General features: G+C 74.4%; 14 protein-coding genes. 8 read left to right on the top strand and 6 right to left on the bottom strand.

Translation table 11 applies throughout. The features are described from left to right. On the bottom strand, positions 1–818 hold an 818-nt coding region (locus tag ACFXAM_RS25255), incomplete at its 3' end, for an SseB family protein (RefSeq protein WP_380294515.1). Positions 819–918: 100 nt separating this feature from the next. Here ACFXAM_RS25255 and ACFXAM_RS25250 point away from each other — a divergent pair. The 3 genes from ACFXAM_RS25250 to ACFXAM_RS25240 all read left to right on the top strand — a co-directional run bounded on the left by ACFXAM_RS25250 (position 919) and on the right by ACFXAM_RS25240 (position 3812). Continuing rightward, positions 919–2163 (top strand): amino acid deaminase/aldolase, encoded by a 1245-nt coding sequence (locus tag ACFXAM_RS25250; RefSeq protein ID WP_380294514.1) that lies wholly within the window; start codon positions 919–921, stop codon positions 2161–2163. A gap of 64 nt (positions 2164–2227) precedes the next feature. Next, on the top strand, positions 2228–2623 hold the full coding sequence (locus tag ACFXAM_RS25245; protein ID WP_380294513.1) for a hypothetical protein: 396 nt from the start codon (positions 2228–2230) through the stop codon (positions 2621–2623). 268 nt (positions 2624–2891) lie between these two features. Continuing rightward, on the top strand, positions 2892–3812 hold the full coding sequence (locus tag ACFXAM_RS25240) for a lytic polysaccharide monooxygenase (RefSeq protein ID WP_380294512.1): 921 nt from the start codon (positions 2892–2894) through the stop codon (positions 3810–3812). Between the two features lie 136 nt (positions 3813–3948). On the opposite strand, the gene ACFXAM_RS25235 is transcribed toward ACFXAM_RS25240, so the two are convergent. The 4 genes from ACFXAM_RS25235 to ACFXAM_RS25220 all read right to left on the bottom strand — a co-directional run bounded on the left by ACFXAM_RS25235 (position 3949) and on the right by ACFXAM_RS25220 (position 8922). Then, a complete protein-coding gene (locus ACFXAM_RS25235; protein WP_380294511.1) occupies positions 3949–5097 on the bottom strand; it encodes a DUF2510 domain-containing protein in 1149 nt (382 codons plus the stop codon). A 109-nt stretch (positions 5098–5206) separates the two neighbouring features. Beyond that, positions 5207–5962, bottom strand: a complete 756-nt coding sequence (locus ACFXAM_RS25230) for a 3-oxoacyl-ACP reductase (protein ID WP_380294518.1) — start codon at positions 5960–5962, stop codon at positions 5207–5209. A gap of 90 nt (positions 5963–6052) precedes the next feature. Next, positions 6053–7450, bottom strand: coding sequence for an aldehyde dehydrogenase family protein (locus ACFXAM_RS25225; protein ID WP_380294510.1), 1398 nt, complete (start codon positions 7448–7450; stop codon positions 6053–6055). Continuing rightward, complete coding sequence (locus ACFXAM_RS25220) at positions 7447–8922, bottom strand: glutamine synthetase family protein (protein ID WP_380294509.1); 1476 nt, start codon at positions 8920–8922, stop codon at positions 7447–7449. The genes ACFXAM_RS25225 and ACFXAM_RS25220 overlap by 4 nt, the downstream gene beginning before the upstream one ends. A 156-nt stretch (positions 8923–9078) precedes the next feature. Here ACFXAM_RS25220 and ACFXAM_RS25215 point away from each other — a divergent pair, with 156 nt between their 5' ends. After that, complete coding sequence (locus ACFXAM_RS25215; RefSeq protein WP_380294508.1) at positions 9079–9813, top strand: gamma-glutamyl-gamma-aminobutyrate hydrolase family protein; 735 nt, start codon at positions 9079–9081, stop codon at positions 9811–9813. Between the two features lie 65 nt (positions 9814–9878). Here the strand turns inward: ACFXAM_RS25215 and chrA are convergent, their stop codons facing one another. Continuing rightward, positions 9879–11054: a chromate efflux transporter gene (gene chrA, locus ACFXAM_RS25210; protein WP_380294507.1), complete on the bottom strand. Its 1176-nt coding sequence runs from the start codon at positions 11052–11054 to the stop codon at positions 9879–9881. A gap of 183 nt (positions 11055–11237) precedes the next feature. Between chrA and ACFXAM_RS25205 the strand changes: the two genes are divergently transcribed. The 4 genes from ACFXAM_RS25205 to ACFXAM_RS25190 all read left to right on the top strand — a co-directional run bounded on the left by ACFXAM_RS25205 (position 11238) and on the right by ACFXAM_RS25190 (position 14578). After that, positions 11238–12320, top strand: coding sequence for a cation diffusion facilitator family transporter (locus ACFXAM_RS25205; RefSeq protein ID WP_380294506.1), 1083 nt, complete (start codon positions 11238–11240; stop codon positions 12318–12320). A gap of 58 nt (positions 12321–12378) precedes the next feature. After that, positions 12379–13281, top strand: a complete 903-nt coding sequence (locus ACFXAM_RS25200) for a 5'-3' exonuclease H3TH domain-containing protein (protein WP_380294517.1) — start codon at positions 12379–12381, stop codon at positions 13279–13281. A 149-nt stretch (positions 13282–13430) separates the two neighbouring features. Next, the gene (locus tag ACFXAM_RS25195; RefSeq protein ID WP_380294505.1) at positions 13431–14237 is read left to right on the top strand and encodes a hypothetical protein; all 807 of its coding nucleotides are present in this window, start codon (positions 13431–13433) and stop codon (positions 14235–14237) included. After that, entirely contained in the window at positions 14234–14578 is a 345-nt protein-coding gene (locus tag ACFXAM_RS25190; RefSeq protein ID WP_380294504.1) for a winged helix-turn-helix domain-containing protein, read from the top strand. Before ACFXAM_RS25195 ends, ACFXAM_RS25190 begins: the two co-directional genes overlap by 4 nt. Positions 14579–15527 lie beyond the last annotated feature (949 nt).

Below are 15527 nucleotides of genomic sequence, written 5' to 3'. Positions count from 1 at the left end.
GTCGCGGAGCAGGCGTGCGACCGTTCGCCCGCCTCCTCGATGTTCCCGGCCTGGAGCCCGAACGCGCCCGGCAGCCCGGCGCTCGCCGGCAGCACCGCCAGGTCGAGGCCGCGGTCCAGCCGCACCCGCAGCACCGGGTCACCGGCCACCGCCTGCCCGACCCGCTGCGCGGCCGCCTGCATCCCGGCCTGGTCCAGCGCCGGGTCCAGGACCACCGCGAGCACCCCGTCGGAGTCCTCGGCCGGGGCCAGCAGCCCGGCGGTCACCTGCGGCTCGGCCGCCAGCAGCGCCCGGACCGCCTCGCGCACCTCGGGGTCGGCGGCCGGCGGCAGGTAGGGCCGGTTCTCCGCCAGCGCCCGCAGCCGGGCCCCGGACAGCTGGAACGGCACCGGGCCGGCCGGGTCGAGCAGCAGGGTGTCCGCCCGCTCGGAGAAGGCGACCATCGCGGCCTGCGGGGCGGCGGTCGGCGCCGGACGGGCGTCCGCGCGCCAGCGGGCCAGCGACTCCAGCGAGGTGAAGGCCGGCAGCGCGCGCCGGCCGTCGGCGGCCTCCAGCACCGGGACGGCCATGTCGCTCGTCTTCTCGTGCCGGTGCCCGTGCGCGTCCACCTCGACCTCGCCGAGGATCGCCACGATCGGCACCATCAGCCGGGTGGGGGTCAGCGCCGCGAGCACCTCCGGTTCGGCCGCGCGGTCCTGCGCCCAGCGGGCGAGCGCGGCGGCCAGCGCCGGGTCGGCGGTGCCGTCGTCGCCGGAGAAGCCCGGGTCGGGGATGTTCTTGCCGACGAACGCCGGGTTGGAGAAGTCTTTGCGGTCCACCCGGCCGACCCTATGCCACCGGTCCCCCGCCCCCGCACGGACCGAAGGTCCCCCGTCCGTCCCCTACCCGTGGGTAGACCCGGTGTGGCAGTCTGCGCCCATGGCCACGCTCGAAGCCGCCGCCACCGGCGGCGCCCGCACCGCGTCCGCCCCCTCGCCGGCCGCCGACCGCGCCCGGTACGACCGGGCCACCGCCCATCTGGACGGCCCGGTGGCCGTCGTCGACCTGGCGGCCTTCGACGCCAACGCCGCCGACCTGGTGCGCCGGGCGGGCGGCAAACCGATCCGGGTGGCCAGCAAGTCGGTGCGCTGCCGTGCCCTGCTGGAGCGGGCGCTGGCCGTGGAGGGGTTCGCCGGGGTGATGAGCTTCACCCTCGCCGAGTCGCTCTGGCTGGCCCGCTCCGGCCTGCGCGACGTCCTGCTCGCCTACCCGTCCAGCGACCGGGCGGGCTTCGCCGAGCTGACCGCCGATCCGCAGCTGGCCGGGGCCGTCACCGTGGTGCTGGACGACCCCGCCCAGCTGGACCTGGTCGACGCGGCCCGGGCCGGTTCCGCCGAGGTGCGGGTCTGCCTGGAGCTGGACACCTCGCTGCACCTGCTCGGCGGGCGGGTGCGGGTCGGCGCGCGCCGCTCCCCGCTGCGCACGCCCGAGGACGTGGCCGCCTTCGCCGAACTGGTGCAGCACCGCCGGGGCTTCCGGGTGGTCGGGCTGATGGCCTACGAGGGGCACGTCGCCGGGGTGGGCGACGCGGTGCCCGGCCGCCCGGTGCGCTCCGCGCTGGTGCGGACGATGCAGAGCCGGGCGCGGGCCGAGCTGGCCGGGCGCCGGGCGGCCACGGTGCGGCTGCTGCGCCGGGTGGCCGAGCTGGAGTTCGTCAACGGCGGCGGCACCGGCAGCGTCGAGTCGACCGTGGCCGAGCGCGCGGTGACCGAGGTGGCCGCCGGGTCCGGGCTCTACCAGCCGCAGCTGTTCGACCACTACCGGGCCTTCCGCGGCCGGCCGGCGGCACTGTTCGGCCAGCCGGTGGTGCGCCGCCCCGGGGTGGGCGTGGTGACCGTACTCGGGGGCGGTTACCCCGCGTCCGGCGCGCCCGGACCGGACCGCTCCCCCGTGCCCTACCTGCCGCCGGGGCTGCGCTACGACCCGATGGAGGGGGCCGGCGAGGTGCAGACGCCGCTGCTCGGCGCGGCCGCCGACGACCTGCTGATCGGCGACCGGGTCTGGTTCCGGCACGCCAAGGCCGGGGAACTCTGCGAGCGGTTCGCCGAGTTGCACCTCGTGGAGGGGGACGCGGTGGTGCGCACCGCACCGACCTACCGGGGCGAGGGACACACCTTCCTCTGACCCGTGCGGGGCCGCGGTTCCACTACCGTGGGGAAGGACACCGGAACGTACGGAGGGGGAGGCCGTGGAGGCCGAGATCGCGCAGCTGGTGACCACGGGCGCCACGACGGTGGTCGGACTGATGGCCACCGAGGCCTGGACGCAGGTGCGTTCACGGCTCGCGGGGCTGCTGGGGCGCGGCCGGGACACCTCGGAGGTGTCCGCCGAGCTGGAGGAGATCCGGGTCGAGGTGGTCCGGGCGGACGGCGACGAGGAGCTGGTCGGCGACCAGGCCGCCGAGCTGCGCAACCGGATCCGCCGGCTGCTCCGCCAGGACCCGCAGGCGGCGGCGGAACTCCGTGACCTGCTGGAGGAGTTCACGCCTCGGCAGCCGCAGTCCGTCGTGGTGAACAACGTCGCCAACACGGTGAGTCACTCGACGGTGCACGGCTCCGTCATCCAGACCGGGCTGCGGCAGTAGACCCTCCCGGGGGCCCCGGAGAACCTTGCCCCCACCTTAAGCAGGCCCGAAGGGATGCCTAACCCAGGCGCCCCCTCGGGCCTTTGCGCTGCTCGGGGGGCTACATTCCGTCAAAAAGTGGCTCACAACGCACTATTGCCAGCTGGTCTAGTCCAATCATACGCTCAGCCCCAGGGGCCGCGCGCCGGGTCGACCGGTCCCTCGGGCAGACGTGCCCGGCAGTCCCCCACAGCTTCGACCCGGTTCACGGTCAAGGAGTCCCCACCCCATGTCCATCAAGCGAACCGCCATGTCCGTCGGCGTCGTCGGCGCCGCGTTCCTCTCCGTCTCGGCCGTCGGCATCGGCACCGCCGCCGCGCACGGCACCGTCACCAACCCGGTCAGCCGGGTCGCCGCCTGCTACGCCGAGGGTCCGGAGACCCCCAAGTCGCAGATCTGCAAGGACGTCGTGGCCCTCGGCGGCACCCAGCCGCTGTACGACTGGAACGAGGTCAACCTCCCCAGCGTCAACGGCGCCCACCAGGCGCAGATCCCGGACGGCAAGCTCTGCTCCGCCGGCCGCGACAAGTACAAGGCGCTGGACCTCGCGCGCACCGACTGGCCCGCCAGCCCGGTCACCGCCGGCAAGGTCGACTTCAAGTTCCGCGTCACCGCCGCGCACCAGGGCAACCAGACCATCTACATCACCAAGCAGAGCTGGGACCCGACCCAGCCGCTGAAGTGGTCCGACCTCGACGCGGTGCCGGTCGCCCAGGTGCCCACCTCGCGCACCTCGGACAACGGCTACTACAACTACAGCGGCACCCTGCCGCAGCGCACCGGCCGTCAGCTGCTCTACATGGTGTGGCAGCGCACCGACAGCCCGGAGGCGTTCTACAGCTGCTCCGACGTCGACTTCGGCAAGGGCGGCACGGCCGCCGCCGTGTCGGCGCTCTCCGCGCAGGCCCCGGCCGCGCCGAGCGAGGAGCAGATCACCGCCGGCCAGTCCAAGTCCACCGTCGCCCACCACGGGCACGGCGGCAACGCCGAGGAGCCCGCCGGCCGGGTCGTCGCGGCCGACAGCGCGGCGGTGGGTGGCGGTTCCGCCACCGGCCCGCTGCTGCTCACCGGTGCCGCCGCGATCGGTGTCGGCTGGGCCGGCATGGTGCTCCGGCGCCGTCGGGTCGAGGCTGTGCGACACGACGGCTGACCGCCGGAAGCCGGGGCCGGGCCGCTCCATCCCCCGTTCGGCCCGCCCCGGCCGATCCCCCCTCGAAGAGCGGTGAAGGCCCGCCCGGAGTCGTTCCGGGCGGGCCTTCACCGTGCGTGAGCCGAGTGGTGACCGGTCAGGTGTTGGCGGTGCCGTTGGCACCGGCGTCCGGACCGCCGGGGATGCCGGGGATCGACGGCAGCTTCCCGCTGAAGTCGCCGATGCCCTTGACGATGGTGTCCATCACCGCGACGTCCGGCGCCTTGGCGGCGACGTCGAAGCCCAGGTGCACCGAGACCAGCGACTTGCCGTCCGCGGAGGGGAAGACCACCGTCTGCACGTAGCCGTCATTGCCCTTGGCGGCGTCGACCTTCCAGCGGACCAGGTAGCCGTCCCGGCCGTCCACCTTGACCGGCTCGGACTTGAGCTCCTCGTGCGAGACGATCTCGTTGTAGGAGTCCTTGGCGGCCTTCTCGATGTCGGCCTTGGCCGCCGCCTGCACGTCGGTGCCGCCGCCGTCGATCCGGCCGGTGTTGGCACCGCCGAGGGAGCAGGAGCCGCCGCCCTCGCAGTCGTAGGGGCCGACGCTGAGCGCGGCGAAGCCGTCGCGGGTGGTGCCGCCCTCCCAGCCGGAGGGGACGGGCAGGACCAGCCGGTTCACGACGTCCACGGCCCGGTCGCTGCCGGTGTTCCGGCCGCCGTTCCCGTTGCCCTGGCCGTTCCCGTTGCCCTTGCCGCTGCCGCCCTTGCCGTTGCCCTGGCCGCCGTCGGTGTTGCCGTCACCGCCGTTGCCGTCACCGCCCGGGCCGCCGAAGTCCGGAAGCCCGCGCCACCCGTTCTCGCCCTCCTGCCCGGGCGGGCCGGCGGGACGCGCGACGCGGTGCCGCTCGCCGTGGTCGTCCGTCGCCAGGTAGGTGACGCCCGAGCCGACGCCCAGGCCGAGCACGGCCGCCACCGCCGCCGCGATCACCACCTTCGACGGCTTGCGCCGCCGCTTCGGGGGCGGCGGCACCGGCGAACCGTAGGCGGTGCCGAAGGGCGGCGGCTCCGGGTAGCGGACCGACGGCCCGCCGTCCAGCACCTCGCCCTCCAGCACCCGGGGTCCGGCGGCCTCGTCCGGCCCCGGAGCACCGGCCGCCGGGGCCTCCGGCGGCGGCGGCGCGTCCGAGGGTGCGGGCCGGGTGTTGGCCGTCCACCCCTTGCCGTCCCACCAGCGCTGCGGTCTCGGGTCGCTGGTGATGTCCTTCGGGTCCGGGTACCACCCGGCGGGGATCTGCTCACTCACGACAAAGAATCTAAAGGCAGCCGGATAAGCGCGAAATCAGCTGGGCCCCGAATTCCGGCGTTTTCCATGAGATTACGGTGAGAAGGCGGCCCGCGGCCCGCCGGAGCCCCTACAGCGGGGTCACGTAGGCGCCCGCGATCCCGCCGTCCACCAGGAACTCGCCCGCCGTGATGAAGGAGGAGTCGTCGCTGGCGAGGAAGGCCACCGCGGCGGCGATCTCCTCCGGCCGGGCGAAGCGGCCGAGCGGGATGTGCACCAGCCGGCGGGCCGCGCGCTCCGGGTCCTTGGCGAACAGCTCGCGCAGCAGCGGGGTGTCCACCGGCCCCGGCGACAGCGCGTTGACCCGGATGCCCTCCCGGGCGAACTGCACGCCCAGCTCCCGGGACATCGCCAGCACCCCGCCCTTGGAGGCGGTGTAGGAGATCTGCGAGGTGGCGGCGCCCATCCGGGCCACGAAGCTCGCGGTGTTGATGATCGAACCGCGCCCGTGCCGGCGCATGTACGGCAGCGCCGCCCGGCAGCAGAGGTAGACCGAGGTCAGGTTGACCTCCTGGACCCTGCGCCAGGCGTCGAGTTCGGTGGTGAGGATGGAGTCGTCCTCCGGCGGCGAGATGCCGGCGTTGTTGAAGGCGACGTCCACGCTGCCGAAGGTCTCGTAGGCCTCGTCGAAGAGCGCCTCGACCATCGCCGGGTCGGTGACGTCGGTGTGCACGAAGAGGCCGCCGACCTCCTCGGCGGCCGCCTTGCCGGTGGTCTCGTCGACGTCGGCGCAGACCACCTTGGCGCCCTCGGCGGCGAGCCGGCGGGCCGAGGCCAGGCCGATCCCGCTGCCCGCGCCGGTGATCACGGCCGTGCGGCCGACCAGCCGGCGGCAGACCGGCGCCGCGGGCTGCGCGGCCTTCTCCGACTTCTCGGAGGCGCGGGGGTGGTGGGACTGCTGGGTCACCGGGTGCTCCTACTCCTCGGTCCGGATGAAGACGTTCTTGGTCTCGGTGAAGTGCGCCAGCGCCTCCGGTCCCAGCTCGCGGCCGATCCCGGACTCGCCGAAGCCGCCGAACGGCGTACAGTAGCGCACCGAGGCGTGCGAGTTGACCGACAGGTTGCCCGCCGCGACGCCCCGGGCCAGCCGCAGCGCCCGGCCGAGGTCGCGGGTCCAGATCGAGCCGGACAGCCCGTACCGGGTGGCGTTGGCGAGCCGCAGCGCGTCCGCCTCGTCGGTGAACGGCAGGACCACCGCGACCGGGCCGAAGATCTCCTCGGTGACGGCGGGGACGTCCGGGTCGGTGGGCGCCAGCACCGTCGGCGGGTACCAGCAGCCGGGCCCGTCGGGCACCGTTCCGCGGGCCAGCACCGGCAGTTCGGGCGTCACGTACGACGCCACCCGGCGGACGTGGGCGGCCGAGATCAGCGGGCCGAGGTCGGTGCGCGGATCGGCCGGGTCGCCGGTGCGGATCCGCTCGACGGCGGGCAGCAGCAGCGCCAGGAAGTCGTCGTAGGCCTCGCGCTGGACCAGGATCCGGCTGCGGGCGCAGCAGTCCTGGCCGCTGTTGTCCAGGAAGGACATCGGGTCCGCGGCGCCTTCGAGGTCGGCGTCGGCGAAGACGATGTTGGGGCTCTTGCCGCCGAGTTCCAGGGTGACCCGCTTGGCCCCGGCGGCGCAGCGGGCGGCGACCTCCTTGCCGACCGCGGCCGACCCGGTGAAGACGATCTTGCGCACCGCGGGGTGGTCGACCAGCGCCCGGCCGGTCACCGGACCGGCTCCCGGCACCACCTGGAACAGGCCCTCCGGCAGCCCGGCGGCGAGGGCGAGTTCGGCCAGCCGCAGCGCGGTGAGCGGGGTCGCCTCGGCGGGCTTGAGGAGGACGGCGTTGCCGGCGGCCAGCGCGGGCGCGAAGCCCCAGGCGGCGATCGGCATCGGGAAGTTCCACGGCACGATCACGCCGACCACGCCGACCGGCTCGTGGAAGGTGACGTCCAGGCCGCCGGCCACCGGGATCTGGCGTCCGGTCAGCCGCTCCACTCCCCCGGCCGCGTACTCCAGCAGGTCGCGGACGTTGCCCGCCTCCCAGGTGGCGTTGCCGACCGGATGGCCGGCCTCGGCGACCTCCAGCGCGGCGAGTTCGGGGACGTGCACCTCCACCTGGTCGGCGAAGCGGCGCAGCAGCCGGGCCCGTTCCCCGGGGGCGAGGGCGGCCCAGCCGCGCTGCGCCCCGACGGCACGCCGCACGGCCGCGTCCAGCTGCCCGGGGGTGGTGTCGGGGACGGTGCCGAGGAGCTCGCCGGTGGTGGGGTTGCGGACGGCGTGGGCGGCGGGCTGCGCCCCGGTGAGGGTGGTGGTGTCGATGGTGCTCACATCCGCTCGAAGGATCGGTAGCGCTCCCAGTCGGTGATCGCGCTGTCGTAGGCGGCCTGTTCGACCCTGGCCATGTGCAGGTAGTGCTCGACCACGTCGTCCCCGAAGGCGGCGCGGGCGAGTTCGCTCGTGCCCCACAGGTCGGCGGCCTCGCGCAGCGAGCCGGGCACCCGGGCGTAGTCGTCGGCGGCGTAGGCGTTGCCCAGGCAGGGGGCGGGCAGTTCCAGCTTCCGCTGGATCCCGTGCAGTCCGGCGGCGAGCATGCCGGCCACCGCCAGGTACGGGTTGACGTCGCCGCCGGGCACCCGGTTCTCCATCCGCAGCCCGACGCCGTGCCCGACGACCCGGTAGGCGCAGGTCCGGTTGTCCCGGCCCCAGGCGACGGCCGTCGGGGCGAAGGAGCCCGGGCGGTAGCGCTTGTAGGAGTTGATGTTCGGCGCGTAGAGCAGGGTGAACTCGCGCAGCGCGGCCAGCTGTCCGGCCAGGAAGTGGCGCATGGTGTCGGTCATCCGGCCGTCCGCCGCGGCGAAGGCGGGCGCGCCGACGGCGTCGCGCAGCGACAGGTGGATGTGGCAGCTGTTGCCCTCGCGCTGGTCGTACTTGGCCATGAAGGTGAGCGCGCAGCCGAGTTGGGCGGCGATCTCCTTGGCGCCGGTCTTGTAGACGCTGTGCTGGTCGCAGGTGGTGAGCGCGTCGGCGTAGCGGAAGGCGATCTCGTGCTGGCCGAGGTTGCACTCGCCCTTGGCGGACTCCACCACCAGGCCGGCGCCGGCCATCTCGGTGCGGATCCGGGAGAGCAGCGGCTCGACCCGGGCGGTGCCGAGCAGCGAGTAGTCGGCGTTGTAGAGGTTGGCCGGGGTGAGGCCGCGGTAGCCGCCCTGCCAGGCCTGCTCGTAGGTGTCGCGGAAGACCAGGAACTCCAGCTCGGTGCCGATGTCGGCGGCCAGGCCGTGCTCGGCGAGCCGGGCGATCTGGCGCTGCAGCAGTTGCCGGGGCGCGGCGGCGACCGGGTGGCCGCCGTGGGCGGCCAGGTCGGCGGTGACCTGGGCGGTGCCCGGCTGCCAGGGGGTCAGGCGCAGGGTGGACAGGTCGGGGCGCATCGCGAAGTCGCCGTAGCCGGTCTCCCAGGAGGAGAGCGCGTAGCCGTCGACGGTGTTGAGCTCGACGTCGACGGCCAGCAGGTACTCGCAGGCGTCGGCGCCGTGCTCGGCGACCTCGTCCAGGAAGAAGCGGGCGGCGAAGCGCTTGCCCTGGAGGCGGCCCTGCATGTCGGTGAAGCCGAGGGCGACGGTGTGGACCACGCCGGCGTCGACCAGGGCGCGCAGCTCGTCCAGGGTCAGCGGGGCGCGGCGCGGCGGGGTGCCGGGGGCGGCGCCGGGCTCGGTGCCGGGCGCAGTGCCGGGCGCGGTGGTGCCGGGGCCGCCGGGCGCGGTGGTGCCAGTGGTGCCGGGTGCGGTGGTGCGGTCGGACATGGCGGACGCCCTCCTCGTCGATCACGCAGCGAGACCAAGCGGTCACAGCGAACCGTACGGCCTGTCGCTCGGGGCGCGGAAGAGGGCGGGCGGGTGTGGCGCGCCGAGGTGCGAGGTTGACGAGGGATCAGGCGGTACGGGAGGAGAATGCGCGCCATGGATCGCAGGCCTTTTGTCGGCGTCAGCACCTATCTGGTGGACGCGAGTTGGAGCGACTGGCAGCAGCGCAGGGTGGCCCTGCTGCCGCAGCGGTACACCGCCTACGTACAGGACTCGGGCGGGATCGCGGTGCTGCTGCCGCCGGACGCCCCCGAGCGCGCACCGGAGGTCCTCGCCCGGCTCGACGCGCTCGTCATCGCGGGCGGGCCGGACATCGATCCCGCCTACTACGGGCAGCCGCCGCATCCGCTGAGCGACATCGACGCGGTGGAGCGGGACGCCTGGGAGAGCGCGCTGCTGCGGGCGGCCCTGGCGGCGGGGATGCCGCTGCTGGGGATCTGCCGGGGCATGCAGGTGCTCAACGTGGTGTGCGGGGGCACGCTGGTCCAGCACCTGCCGGACGTCCTGGAGACGGACGTCCACGGCGGAACGCCCGGCCGCTACGGCACGCACCTGGTGCGGCCGGTGCCGGGCACGCTGCTCGGCGGGCTGCTGCCGGAGCCGGAGCTGACCGTGCCGACCTTCCACCACCAGGCGGTGGACCGGCTGGGGACGGGGCTGCGGGTGAGCGCGCACGCGCCGGACGGGACGGTGGAGGCGGTGGAGGGGCCGGGGTTCACGCTCGGGGTGCAGTGGCATCCGGAGCAGGGGGACGACCTTCGGGTGATGCAGGCGCTGGTGCGGGCGGCGACGGCCGCGCGGCCGGTGCAGCTGGAGCCGGTGGAGGTGTAGCCGGCGCGGGCGCGGGCGGTACCGGTCCGGGCGGTGTCGGTCCGGGCGCCGGGGCCGGGCCGCTCCTACGGCAGGGGCAGTCCGGCCGCCGTCGCGATCACCCCGGCCACGCCGGCGGCCAGCAGGGCGAGCACCACCCCGCGCCGGGCGGCGACCAGCCAGAGCAGCGCGAGGGCCAGCACGGCCCACTGCCAGCCGTGGGCGAGCGCCGCGGCGAGCGGCAGCGCCGAGCCCGCGATGGCGCCGATGACGGCCGGGCCGGCGCCGGTGAGGAAGTCCTGCACCCGCCGGTCGGCGCGCAGCCGGTCGAAGTGCCGGCCGCCGATGATCACGAACAGGAAGGACGGCGCGAAGGCGACCGCCGCGGCGAGCAGTCCGCCGGCGATCCCGGCGGCCGCGTAGCCGACCACGGCGACGGTCTGCACCACTGGCCCGGGGGTGACCTGGCCGAGGGCGACGGCGTTGAGGAACTGTCCGTCGGTCATCCAGTGGTAGCGGTTGACGGCGTCGTCCTGCATCAGCGGGATGATCACGAACCCTCCGCCGTAGGAGAGCGCGCCCACCTTGAACGCCACCCAGGCCACCGCCCCGAGCCCGCCCAGCGCGGGCAGTGCGGTGGCGAGCGGCAGCAGGCCGCCGGCGCTGCGACGGGGGCCTTCGCGGCCGGCCCGCTCGTCGCGCCGCCGGACGGCGACCTCGGCCAGCCCGGAGGCGATCAGCACCAGGACCAGCCAGGGGCCGGTCAGCACGGCGGCCACCGCCCCGGCGAGCGCGTACCCGGCCCAGCGGGCGCGCGCCGCCCGGCCCCGGCCGGCCCGGCCGAAGCTGGCGGGCACCAGCGAGGTGGCGGCCTGCACGGCGACCGCCGGGACGGCCGCACCCGCGCCGGCGGCCGCGCCGAGCACCCACGCCGGCGGGTCGCCCGCCAGGAACAGCACCGCGAGGGCGAGAATCAGTGCCAGGCCGGGCGCGATGAAGCAGACCCCGCCGACCAGCGCGCCCGGGGTGCCGCGCAGCCGCCAGGCGGTGAGGATCGCGAGCTGGGTGGAGGCCGGGCCGGGCAGCAGGTTGGTCGCCGCGATGCCGTCCTCGAACTCCTCCGGGGAGAGCCACTTGCGGCGCTCCACGCAGAGCCGGCGCAGCAGCAGGATGTGGGCGGGCGGCCCGCCGAAGCCGGTGATGCCGATTCGGCCCCATTCGCGGGCGATCATGGCCAGATTCACCCGTCCGGTCGTGTCCATGCGCGTCTCCCCTGTTCAGCGGCGGCGCGACGATACCCGACGGGGGTTACCGCACGGCAATGACAACGGTCTCCAGTGCAGCCTTTGGATCTTCGTACGATCTGCGGTTCACTTCGAGTGCGGGGTGCTCGCACACCCCGCCCCTTACCCCCGCGCGTTCATGAGTTCCAGGAGAGGACTTCGATGGCCGGCCACGAGCACTCCCACCATGATCATGGGCATGACCAGAAGCAGCAGTCCCACGGCGGACCCGGCGGTCACGGCGGTCACGGCCACGGGGGCCACGGGGCCCACGGCGGCCACTCGCACGGCGTCGCCGCCGATGCCGACCGCCGCTGGCTGGTGAGCGCGCTCGCACTGATCGTGGTGTTCATGGCCGGCGAGGTGGTGGTCGGCTTCGCGGCCGAGTCGCTGGCGCTGATCTCGGACGCCGCGCACATGCTCACCGACGCCGCCTCGATCGTCCTCGCGCTCATCGCCATGCGGCTCTCCGCCCGCCCGGCGCGCGGCGGCTACACCTACGGCCTCAAGCGCGCCGAGATCCTCTCCGCCCAGGCCAACGGCGTGACCCTGCTGGTGCTGTCCGCCTGGCTCGGCTACGAGGCGATCCGCCGGCTGTTCGAGCCGCCGGAGGTGACCGGTTCGCTGGTGCTGATCACCGCACTGGTCGGGGTCGTGGTGAACCTGGCCGCCACCTGGTGCATGTCCAAGGCCAACCGCAGCTCGCTGAACGTCGAGGGCGCCTTCCAGCACGTCCTCACCGACCTGTACGCGTTCATCGCCACCGCCGTGGCCGGTGTGATCATGGTGACCACCGGCTTCGCCCGGGCCGACTCGATCGCCTCGCTGATCGTCGTCGCGCTGATGCTGAAGGCGGGCATCGGCCTGGTCCGCGACTCCGGGCGGATCTTCCTGGAGGCCGCCCCCGCCGGCGTCGACCCGGACGCGGTGGCCGACCGGCTGGTCGCCCAGCCGCTCGTCGAGGAGATCCACGACCTGCACATCTGGGAGATCACCTCCGGCCAGCCCGCGCTCTCCGCGCACATCCTGGTCACCCCGGGCGGCGACTGCCACGCGGTGCGGCGCGAGCTGCAGCGCCGGCTCGCCGGCGAGTACGGCATCACCCACAGCACCCTCCAGGTCGACCACGTCGGCGAGGACGAGGCGGGCGCGCTGCTGCAGATCACCCACCCCGGCGACCTCACGCCCGAGCACTGCGCCGACGCCCACGGGCCCGTCCACCGCGCCGGGCCGCACGAGCACTAGGAGGCCGTCCGTGTCGCCCCGGTACGGCATGATCGGGGGCGTGACCGCACCCCGTCTGATGCTGCTCGACTCCGCCAGCCTGTACTTCCGGGCCTACTACGGCGTACCGGACACCCTGCGCTCGCCGCAGGGTGAGCCGGTCAACGCCGTCCGGGGCCTGCTGGACTTCATCGCCCGGCTGGTCCACGACCACCGGCCCGACCAGCTGGTCGCCTGCATGGACGCCGACTGGCGCCCCCAGTGGCGGGTGGACCTCATCCCCTCGTACAAGACCCACCGGGTCGCCGAGGCCGCCACGGACGGGGAGGAGGAGGTGCCGGACACCCTCGCCCCGCAGGTGCCGGTGATCGAGCAGGTGCTGGACGCGCTCGGCATCGCCCGGATCGGCTCCCCCGGCTACGAGGCGGACGACGTGATCGGCACGCTGACCGCGCGCGCCACCGGGCCGGTGCAGATCGTCACCGGCGACCGCGACCTCTTCCAGCTGGTCGACGACGCCCGCGCGATCACCGTGCTCTACCCGGTCAAGGGCATGGGCAACCTCCAGGTCACCGATGACGCGCTGCTGCTGGAGAAGTACGGCGTGCGCGGCGCCCAGTACGCCGACCTGGCCGCCCTGCGCGGCGACCCGAGCGACGGCCTGCCCGGCGTCAAGGGCATCGGTGAGAAGACGGCGGCCCAGCTGATCCACGAGTACGGCGACCTGGACGGCATCCGCACCGCCGCCCAGGACATCGGCTCGGCGCTCACCCCGGCCCGGCGCCGCAACATCCTGGAGGCCTCGGCCTACCTCGACGTGGCCCCGACCGTCGTCCGGGTCGCCGCCGACGCCCCGGTGCCCGACGTCGACCCCGCCCTGCCGGGCGAACCGCTCGACCCGATGACCCTGGAGGCGCTCGCCGCCCGCTGGGGCCTCGGCACCTCCCTGGACCGCGTCCTGGAGGCGCTCGCCGCCCGCTGACCCACCCCGCCCGCCCCCGGGGCCCGTCGCACTCGCCCGCGACGGGCCCTTCGCTTTGCCGTGCCGTGAACTCTTGACCGCAATCTACTTTGCGATGCAAAGTTGACGGGCCGGCTCGACACGACGACACGACGTCACCAGGGGGGACCATGGGCACACTGCACCGGGACGCGGCGGCCGACGGCCCGGCCGAACTGCTCGCCGCCACGGAGGGCCTGCGCGCCCGGGCCCGCACCCGCCTGCGCGGCTCGGGCGTCCCGCTGCTCGGCTTCGGGCTGCTGGCGGCGGCGGCCGTGCCGATCGCCGGACAGGCCTACAACTTCGCCGCCAACGGGCGCAGCGTCACCTCGTACCCCTACTTCGCGTACTCGGAGTACATCGGCCTCTGCGTCCCGCACTCCCTGGACGGTCCGTGCCTGGAGGGCGAGTTCGACGGGGCCATCCTGCGCTTCATCGGCTGGGGCCTCTGGTACGCCCTCCTCCCGCTGGCCTGGTTCGCCCTCGCCCGCTGGTACCGGCGGCGCGGCGAGACCCGCGGCATCGTCCCGCACCGGGGCGCCTGGCTCGGCACGGCGGCCGCCGCCGGCGTCCTGGTCGCCGCCGTCCCGGTCGTCCTGGTCTTCGCCCACCGGGTGCCGTTCAGCCTCTCCCTCCTCGGCAACTCCTACGCCTCCCCCTGGTACGTGGTCGGCCTCGGCCTGCTCGTCCTCGGCCTCACCGAGCACGACCGGCTGGTCGCCGGCACCGGGCTCGTCCACACCGCACTGCTCACCGCCTACCTCTCGGGCGTGTGGGGCGACGGCTGGCTGCCGTGGCTCGACCACCTCGACACCGCCTGGGCGAACGCCGCCCAGCCGAAGGCCCTGCTGCTCGCCGCGGTCCTGCTCGCCCCCGGCCTGGCCCAGTGGACCGCCGGGCGCCGGGCGCCCGCCGCATCCCGTACGGTCACCTCATGAGCGTTGCGGACGACACCGAGGAGCGGCATCCGACCCTGGCCCTGGACGACACCGTCCACCAGCGGGTCCGGCTCGGCATCCTGGCGATCGCCCGCGAGGCCGAGAGCGTCGAGTTCGCTTTCCTCAAGCAGGAGTTGGGGCTCACCGACGGCAACCTCTCGCGCCACCTGAAGGTCCTGGAGGACTCCGGCCTGGTCGCCGTCAACAAGGGCTACGCGGGCCGCCGCCCCCGCACCTGGATCACCCTCACCCCCACCGGCGCCCAGGCCCTCGACCGCGAACTCCGCGCCCTCCGCGCCCTCGTCCACCGCCTGGAAGCCGCCGGCCCCCCACCGAGCTGAGCCCGGCGGAGTGGGAAGTCGGCGAGAGTGACTTCCCACTCCGGGAGCCTCGGGCACCGGTGCGCCGGTGGGCCGGTGGGCCGGCAGACGCCGTACGCGGGCACCTCGGGAGCAGGAAGTCGGACCGGCCGACTTCCTGCTCTGGGGCCTCAAGGCACCGGCGTTCCCTGCCCGGCCCCGCGCCCACCCGCAAGGGAACCGGCAGAAGCCACACACAAGCGCCGCCACCAAGCCAGGCGATCCAATGACTCAGGAGTAGGAAGTCGGACCGGCCGACTTCCTGCTCCACGTGCGCCCGCCCCCGCTCCAACCGGTTGCCCTCGCTCAGTCCGAGCGAGGGCAACCGTGGTCGGGCGGAGCAGTCGTGGAGTGGGAAGTCGGCCGATCCGACCTCCCACTCCGGGCACAGGGTGCTTCCGGGAGAGGGTGTATCTGGCTGCGCCTCTCACCGGAGTGACCTCGACCAGCAACAGCAAGCAGCGGCGAGGCGAAGCCGAAGCCGCACAGGGCGAAGGTCGTGGAGTGGGAAGTCGGCGAGAGCGACTTCCCGGCAACTCGGGGATCGCTGTGGGGTGGGAAGTCGGCTCAGGTGGCTTCCCGCTGCGGGGGCTCGGGGCACCGGTGGGCCGGCAGAAGCCACACGCAGGCACCCCACCCGGGCGGGCCGGGCAATCCCGCGGCTGGGGAGCAGGAAGTCGGACCCGTCGACTTCCTACTCCACGCGCGCCCGACACCAGTGGGGAGTCGGCCGGTCCGCTCGGCCGGGTGGCTCGGGGTAGGAGATCGGCCGATCCGACCTCCCACTCCAAGGGCTCCGGCAGAAGCCACACGCGATCCCCCGGCTGGGGAGTGGGAAGTCGGACCCGCCGACTTCCTACTCCACGCGCGCCCAACACCAGCAGGGTGCCCACGCTCCGGCCGGACGGGGCAGCCGCGGAGTGGGAGATCG

Origin of the sequence: Kitasatospora sp. NPDC059462 (assembly GCF_042749955.1) — a bacterium.
In the GTDB taxonomy this organism is placed as follows: domain Bacteria; phylum Actinomycetota; class Actinomycetes; order Streptomycetales; family Streptomycetaceae; genus Kitasatospora.
This window is presented reverse-complemented; position numbering and strand designations above follow the sequence as displayed.

Excerpts from the sequence above, each read along its gene's own strand:
- ACFXAM_RS25250 (WP_380294514.1), top strand. The coding sequence starts at position 919 with ATGGCCACGCTCGAAGCCGCCGCCACCGGCGGCGCCCGCACCGCGTCC.
- ACFXAM_RS25195 (WP_380294505.1), top strand. The coding sequence starts at position 13,431 with ATGGGCACACTGCACCGGGACGCGGCGGCCGACGGCCCGGCCGAACTG.
- ACFXAM_RS25240 (WP_380294512.1), top strand. The coding sequence starts at position 2,892 with ATGTCCATCAAGCGAACCGCCATGTCCGTCGGCGTCGTCGGCGCCGCG.
- chrA (WP_380294507.1), bottom strand. The coding sequence starts at position 11,054 with ATGGACACGACCGGACGGGTGAATCTGGCCATGATCGCCCGCGAATGG.
- ACFXAM_RS25190 (WP_380294504.1), top strand. The coding sequence starts at position 14,234 with ATGAGCGTTGCGGACGACACCGAGGAGCGGCATCCGACCCTGGCCCTG.
- ACFXAM_RS25215 (WP_380294508.1), top strand. The coding sequence starts at position 9,079 with ATGGATCGCAGGCCTTTTGTCGGCGTCAGCACCTATCTGGTGGACGCG.
- ACFXAM_RS25220 (WP_380294509.1), bottom strand. The coding sequence starts at position 8,922 with ATGTCCGACCGCACCACCGCACCCGGCACCACTGGCACCACCGCGCCC.
- ACFXAM_RS25200 (WP_380294517.1), top strand. The coding sequence starts at position 12,379 with ATGCTGCTCGACTCCGCCAGCCTGTACTTCCGGGCCTACTACGGCGTA.
- ACFXAM_RS25205 (WP_380294506.1), top strand. The coding sequence starts at position 11,238 with ATGGCCGGCCACGAGCACTCCCACCATGATCATGGGCATGACCAGAAG.